The sequence below is a fragment of the Micromonospora craterilacus genome (assembly GCF_003236315.1).
Lineage (GTDB): Bacteria > Actinomycetota > Actinomycetes > Mycobacteriales > Micromonosporaceae > Micromonospora > Micromonospora craterilacus.
In genome coordinates this window covers 1-5,370 of the sequence record NZ_POTY01000336.1, presented here as the reverse complement: position 1 = coordinate 5,370, position 5,370 = coordinate 1, and the positions used below count along the sequence as shown (strand labels likewise).

The following is a 5,370-nucleotide window of genomic DNA, read 5'->3' as shown; positions in this document are numbered from 1 at the left end:
GTGGGGTGGAGTGGGGTGTGTGGGGGCTGTCGAGCTGATAGCGCAGCCGGGTCACGGTCCGGGGTTACCGGCCGTGGCGTCACGACGGTGTCCCTGACTGATAGCACGAGCGGTTCAGCTCGACAGGGCTCAAGCACCGAGCAGTAGGCCACTTCCGGCCATGCACGGATCTGCCGCCGACCGGGCGCGCCGACGCTTTGCGGATGGTGAAGCCGGCGCAATCGGCTTGCTCACCGCTGGAACACCGGTCGGTGTGAGCTTCGCTGACAAGGGGGCACGTCAGCTTCTCCGTACCGTGGTCCCGGCTCGAATCGCCCGCGGGATCTCGGCGACATCGTCGACACGATCCAGGAGCACGGCAAGTTCCTCGACGGACGCGGGTGAGCTCAGCTCGATGCGGTAGGTGATGCCACTCGATATCCATGTCTGCGTGTCGAAACCTCCGTCAGCCGATACACGCACCCCGTCGATACGGATGTCGAGTTCGCCTGCCTCCCGGTATATGTCGTTCAGGACGCATCCAGCCGTAGCGAGGTGCAACAGGTGGGCCCCGGTGAAATCCGCCTCGACCGTAACGCCCTCCGGGGTCCACCGGTGTGGGAACCGGATCGCACCACCGTCATCTGATCTGAACGAGCCAGCGCCGACCACGACTGCAAATTGCTCCACCGGTTGCCTCCTGTCCGCTTTGCCTCACCCGACCGGCTCATTGTGATCCGTCACCCGAATCACCACCAGATACCGAGGCGTCCGCTTCTGCCGCGGATCGGATCGCTCAACTCTGGCGGTGTCGACGGTACTGCGGCTCAAGCTGACCGAAGGCGAGTCCGTTCTCGTCGAGGGCGTTGTACAGGGTCAGCCAGCCGTCCGCGAATCGGAGGCCAACGGCAACGCAGCCGTCTGCCAGATCGCCACCAGCCCATTCGAGAAGCTCCACCGCCGCAAGTCGCTGCCCGCACCGAGCAGCCAACACGGCGGGCACGTCGTCGCGCCAGAGCAGCCGGAAGCCGTCCGATGTCGGCCACACCGGCATGCGGGTCACGTCTACCGAGTTCCACGTGATCGACAGATCATCGAATTTCTGATGATTGACTTCCAAGCGCTCGCCAGCGAAGTCGAGCACCACTGGGCAGTCGGCAAACCACGCGTCGTCATCGGCGTCCCAGACGACCCACGTGCTCGTCAGCCGCCGCCCGACGAGCCCACGCAGCCGGCGGCCGTGACGGTTGGCCACCTCGTTTACCCCGTTGAGCCAACAGGGCTGATACCCGGCGATTCCGAAGTCGAACACCACCGGAGAATTGTGGCCTTACGCCCGTGCTCCGGCGCCTGCTACTTACAACCCTGCGCGAGCCCGCACTGATCTGTCGCTGACCGTGTGAGGGTGGGTGGGTCAACGGCCGAGCAGCTACCCCGGCAACGTGTCCGGCGCGCCGGACCGGGGCTCCAGGACCACCACCGCGGTCTCGGACGACCGCAGGGCCGCATAGGCGTCGAGGTTCTTATCGATCTCGCGCCAGCGGGCCCACAGCCGCAACCGCTCGTCGCCTGTCGCGGCGTGACCACGTACCGACCGCCGCCCGTCGACCAGATCGACGCTCGCCTCCGGATGCGTTTGCAGGTTGAGCCACCAGCCGGGCTCACCCTCACCCCACCCGTTCATCGCCAGCGTCACCAGGTTCGACCCGTCCTCGATGTACCCGAGGATGACGCTGCGCTGCTGGCCGGTGCGGCGCCCGACGACGGTCAGCCGCAGGGTGCCCCAGCCGTTGACGCGCGGCCGCCACAATCCGACTCGGCCGCCAGAGACCCGGTACAGGCGCCGGTGCACCGACCAGGCAAGACGGATGAACCAGCGCGGTGGCAGCCACGGGTTTTTTGCCCGGTTCTCGATCGACATGACGACCTCCCACACCTGGCCCGCCATAGTACGAACGCGATGCCAGCCGCAGCCTCAGGCGGGCCAGCGGAGCCGAACGGCCCGCCGATCCCCCAACTGCATCACCTGTGCATCGGCCCCTGCGTGCAGCTCGGCGGCACCCCGGCCGACACGGCCAGGGGGCAGCGCACGGCGCGCGGCCGTGCCGGAGGCCGTACGACGCAGATGGACCCCGTGGTGAGATTCGCAGGCGGGCCTCCAGCCCCACATAAGCCGGGCAGTGTCACTAGCTTGACAGCGCCTGCCGTTGTCGGCCGGTGCCGAATGGTGGGACCGGTCACACCAACTGGCCGCGCTTTCTGCTCAGGTAGGCGCGTTCGGCGGAGTTCTGGGTGGCGGCGATCGCGGCGTCGTACGCCTCCTTCGCCTCGCTGCTGCGGCCGAGTCTGCGGAGCAGGTCGGCGCGGGTGGCGTGCCAGGCGTGGTAGCCCGTGAGCGGCAGCCGGTCCACCAGAGCGAGGGCGACGTCCGGGCCGTCCAGTTCCGCGACCGCGACCGCGCGGTTGAGTGCGACGATCGGCGACGGGTCGAGCCGGGTCAGCTGGTCGTACAGCGCGACGACCTGCGACCAGTCCGTGTCCGGCGCCGTGGGAGCGTCGGTGTGGACGGCGTTGATCGCGGCGAGTATCTGGTAGCGGCCGGGTCGGTTGATCGTGAGGCACTCGCGGACCAGGTTGTGGCCCTCGTCGATCAGCGCGTGGTTCCAGCCGGCGCGGTCCTGCTCATCGAGCGGGACCAGTTGCCCGTTCCGCACGCGTGCCTCACGCCGGGCCTCGGTGAGCACCAGCAGACCGAGGAGACCGGTCACCTCCGGCTCCTCGGGGAGCAGCCGGCGCAGGATCCGCGTCAGCCGGATTGCCTCGGCCGTGAGCTCAGCGCGAACCGGATCGCCATCGCCGGTGGCGAGGTAGCCCTCGTTGAAGACGAGGAACAGCACGGTCAGTACGCCGCCGAGCCGCTCGGGGAGGTCGGCGGTCTCGGGCACCCGGTACGGCACCTTCGCCGACGCGATCTTCTGCTTCGCCCGGGTGATCCGCTGCGCCATCGTGGTCTCGGGCACGAGAAACGCCTGCGCGATCTCCGGCACGGTCAGTCCACCGAGGAGCCGGAGCGTCAGGGCGATCCGCGCCTCCGGTGCGAGCGACGGGTGGCAGCAGGTGAAGAGCAGCCGCAGTCGGTCGTCCTCTACCGGTCCGGTGGGCTCGTGGGGCGTGTCGTCGTACGACATGAAGGCCGCCTGATGCTTGGCGTCGCGCTGGTTCTCCCGGCGGATTCGGTCGATCGCGCGGTTGCCCGCGACGGTGGTGAGCCAGCCGCCGGGGTTGGCCGGTATGCCGAACTCCGGCCACCTCTCCAGCGCGGCCACGAGCGCCTCGCCTGCCGCCTCCTCCGCGATGCCGATGTCACCGAATCGGCGGGCAAGCGAAGCGATCAGGCGGCCGTACTCCTCGCGGAAGACCCGCTCGACGGCCGCCGTTGCGTCCTTCATCGATCAGTCGTCGGTTGAGCCGGCTCAGGCGAGGCCGTCGAACGGACGGACCTCGACCTTGCCCCGGCACGCCTTTGACCCCTCGGCCGCGAGCTTGAGCGCCACGTCAAGGTCGGGCGCGTCGATGACCCAGAAACCCCCGAGGACCTCCTTGGTCTCAAGGTAGGGACCGTCGGTCACCACCGGCGTCGCACCCTGACCGTCGACGACGGTCGCCGTCGAGGCCGGCGAAAGACCACCCGCGAAGACCCAGTAGCCCTCAGCGCGCAGCTTGTCATTGAAGGCGCCGGTCGCGGCGAACGCCGCCTCCATTTCCTCCTTTGAGCCGTAGGTGCCGAACTCGTCCATCTCGGCCGGGCCGTGCACGGCCAGCAGGTAGTGCGTCATCCCACTTCTCCTCAGTTCCGGGCGGTCCCGATGACCGCTTTCCACCCCACCACGAACGGCACCCCGCCGATACGACAACCTGCCACAGAAAATCTTGCGACCGGTTTTCTCAAGCGAATCGGGCGGTCGAAGTCCTGCGCACACCCGTAGAACTTTTTCTTCGCGAGCTGTCGAATCCGGGCCGGCCCGTTCGTGGGGAGGGTATGAGCGGGTCGCACCGGGCGGCCCGCCGAGGAAACGGAGCCCGACATGTCCACCAACATCCAGGTCCCCACCAGCAAGACCCCCGGCGCGTCGACCCCCACCGTCGAGCGACAGCCGGTCTGGAAGCACGGCGTCGCCGCGGCCGGCGTCGCCGCGGTCGCCACGACCGTCCTCGCGGCGGTCGCGTCGGCCGCCGGGGTCTCGTTCGCCGACAGCACCGGCGCGAGCATCCCGCTGGCCGGGTTCGCGCAGCTGACGCTGGTCTTCTCGCTCGTCGGTGTCGGCATCGCCGCCGTCATGGCCCGCACGGCACGCCGGCCGCGGCGCACGTTCGTGTGTACGGCGGTCGCGCTGACCGCGCTGTCCTTCGTCCCGGACCTCACGTTCGGATTCGACGCCGGCTCCGCAGTCACCCTGATCACGCTGCACATCGTCGCCGCGGCGATCGTGGTGCCGGCCCTGACGGGGCGGCTGGCGTACACACGCTGACCCGGCTCGAACCGTGCCACTGCCCTTCGCCGGTCGACGCTTCAGTCCCATCCCGCCGGGGGCGTGACACTTGATCATGAATTCCGCCTCCGCCCCACCCGCCACTCCAGCCCGCACTGACCAACTCAACGGCGGCCGCCGATGCCGAGCGACGCGCTTTGTGTTCCGCTTGCCGAACAGGGACCTGCCATGAGCGGGCGCCGTGATGAGACGGGCAACGGGTCCGGCGGTTGTACGATCCGGTTCGCGTTGAAGGAGGGCGGTGTTGGTGGGCGAATCCACGAGCGTGGCATTGATGATCGCATCACACGAGTACCAGCGTCGCGTTCAACAGGCACAGGCCGCCTCGGCCCGGGTGGATCAGACGCCGACCATCCTCGGAACCGGCCTGACGCTACTACTGTCCGCGCTGGTGGCGATCTACGCGGCAACCTGGCCTGCCGACCGGAGTCGATTCTGGCTTGCCGCAGCGGCCGTGTGCGCCATGTCATCGGTGTTCACCGTGCTGGTCATCTATCGGGACTTCGTCGCCCGCAGCAGTCTTACGGATGCGGAGAAGGCACAGACCAGACTGCGCCACTACTTCGTCAGCCAGGCGCCTGAGGTCCAGCCATACTTGTCGGACACCATCTATGACGACTGGCCGACGCCGTTCAACAACCCGCGGGGCAGCAAGACCTTCGGCGCCTGGCTTGTGCTGGTGATGCTGGCGTCGTTGTTCCTCGGTACGGCTACCCTCGGCCCTTCGTTAAGGGTGTCCAAGGACTGGGCTGGAAACGAAGAAGTGCCTTCTGATCAGGGAAAATGGGACTTGCTGAGGGTCCGAGTTTCCTGTCACGGAAGGCACTTGCTGGGTGAAGGC

General features: G+C 68.0%; 7 protein-coding genes. 2 read left to right on the top strand and 5 right to left on the bottom strand.

The window, feature by feature from the left end; translation table 11 throughout:
• Positions 1-279: 279 nt before the first annotated feature.
• From C1I95_RS31530 to C1I95_RS31510, 5 genes are all read right to left on the bottom strand, one after another.
• On the bottom strand, positions 280-669 hold the full coding sequence (locus C1I95_RS31530) for an OsmC family protein (RefSeq protein ID WP_111219451.1): 390 nt from the start codon (positions 667-669) through the stop codon (positions 280-282).
• A 106-nt stretch (positions 670-775) separates the two neighbouring features.
• Positions 776-1,294 (bottom strand): hypothetical protein, encoded by a 519-nt coding sequence (locus C1I95_RS31525; RefSeq protein ID WP_233514000.1) that lies wholly within the window; start codon positions 1,292-1,294, stop codon positions 776-778.
• A 114-nt stretch (positions 1,295-1,408) separates the two neighbouring features.
• Positions 1,409-1,900 (bottom strand): nitroreductase/quinone reductase family protein, encoded by a 492-nt coding sequence (locus C1I95_RS31520; protein WP_111219455.1) that lies wholly within the window; start codon positions 1,898-1,900, stop codon positions 1,409-1,411.
• 316 nt (positions 1,901-2,216) lie between these two features.
• Positions 2,217-3,428 carry an RNA polymerase sigma factor gene (locus C1I95_RS31515; protein ID WP_111219449.1) on the bottom strand — a complete coding sequence of 404 codons (1,212 nt, stop codon included), beginning with the start codon at positions 3,426-3,428 and terminating at the stop codon, positions 2,217-2,219.
• A gap of 24 nt (positions 3,429-3,452) precedes the next feature.
• Entirely contained in the window at positions 3,453-3,815 is a 363-nt protein-coding gene (locus tag C1I95_RS31510; RefSeq protein WP_111219447.1) for a YciI family protein, read from the bottom strand.
• A gap of 249 nt (positions 3,816-4,064) precedes the next feature.
• Between C1I95_RS31510 and C1I95_RS31505 the strand changes: the two genes are divergently transcribed.
• Positions 4,065-4,508 (top strand): DUF6069 family protein, encoded by a 444-nt coding sequence (locus C1I95_RS31505; protein WP_199523998.1) that lies wholly within the window; start codon positions 4,065-4,067, stop codon positions 4,506-4,508.
• A gap of 268 nt (positions 4,509-4,776) precedes the next feature.
• The coding region (locus C1I95_RS31500; RefSeq protein WP_146605919.1) for a hypothetical protein at positions 4,777-5,370 on the top strand (594 nt) is incomplete at its 3' end.

Coding starts and splice junctions, on each gene's coding strand:
- C1I95_RS31515 (WP_111219449.1), bottom strand. CDS start 3,428: ATGAAGGACGCAACGGCGGCCGTCGAGCGGGTCTTCCGCGAGGAGTAC.
- C1I95_RS31510 (WP_111219447.1), bottom strand. CDS start 3,815: ATGACGCACTACCTGCTGGCCGTGCACGGCCCGGCCGAGATGGACGAG.
- C1I95_RS31505 (WP_199523998.1), top strand. CDS start 4,065: ATGTCCACCAACATCCAGGTCCCCACCAGCAAGACCCCCGGCGCGTCG.
- C1I95_RS31520 (WP_111219455.1), bottom strand. CDS start 1,900: ATGTCGATCGAGAACCGGGCAAAAAACCCGTGGCTGCCACCGCGCTGG.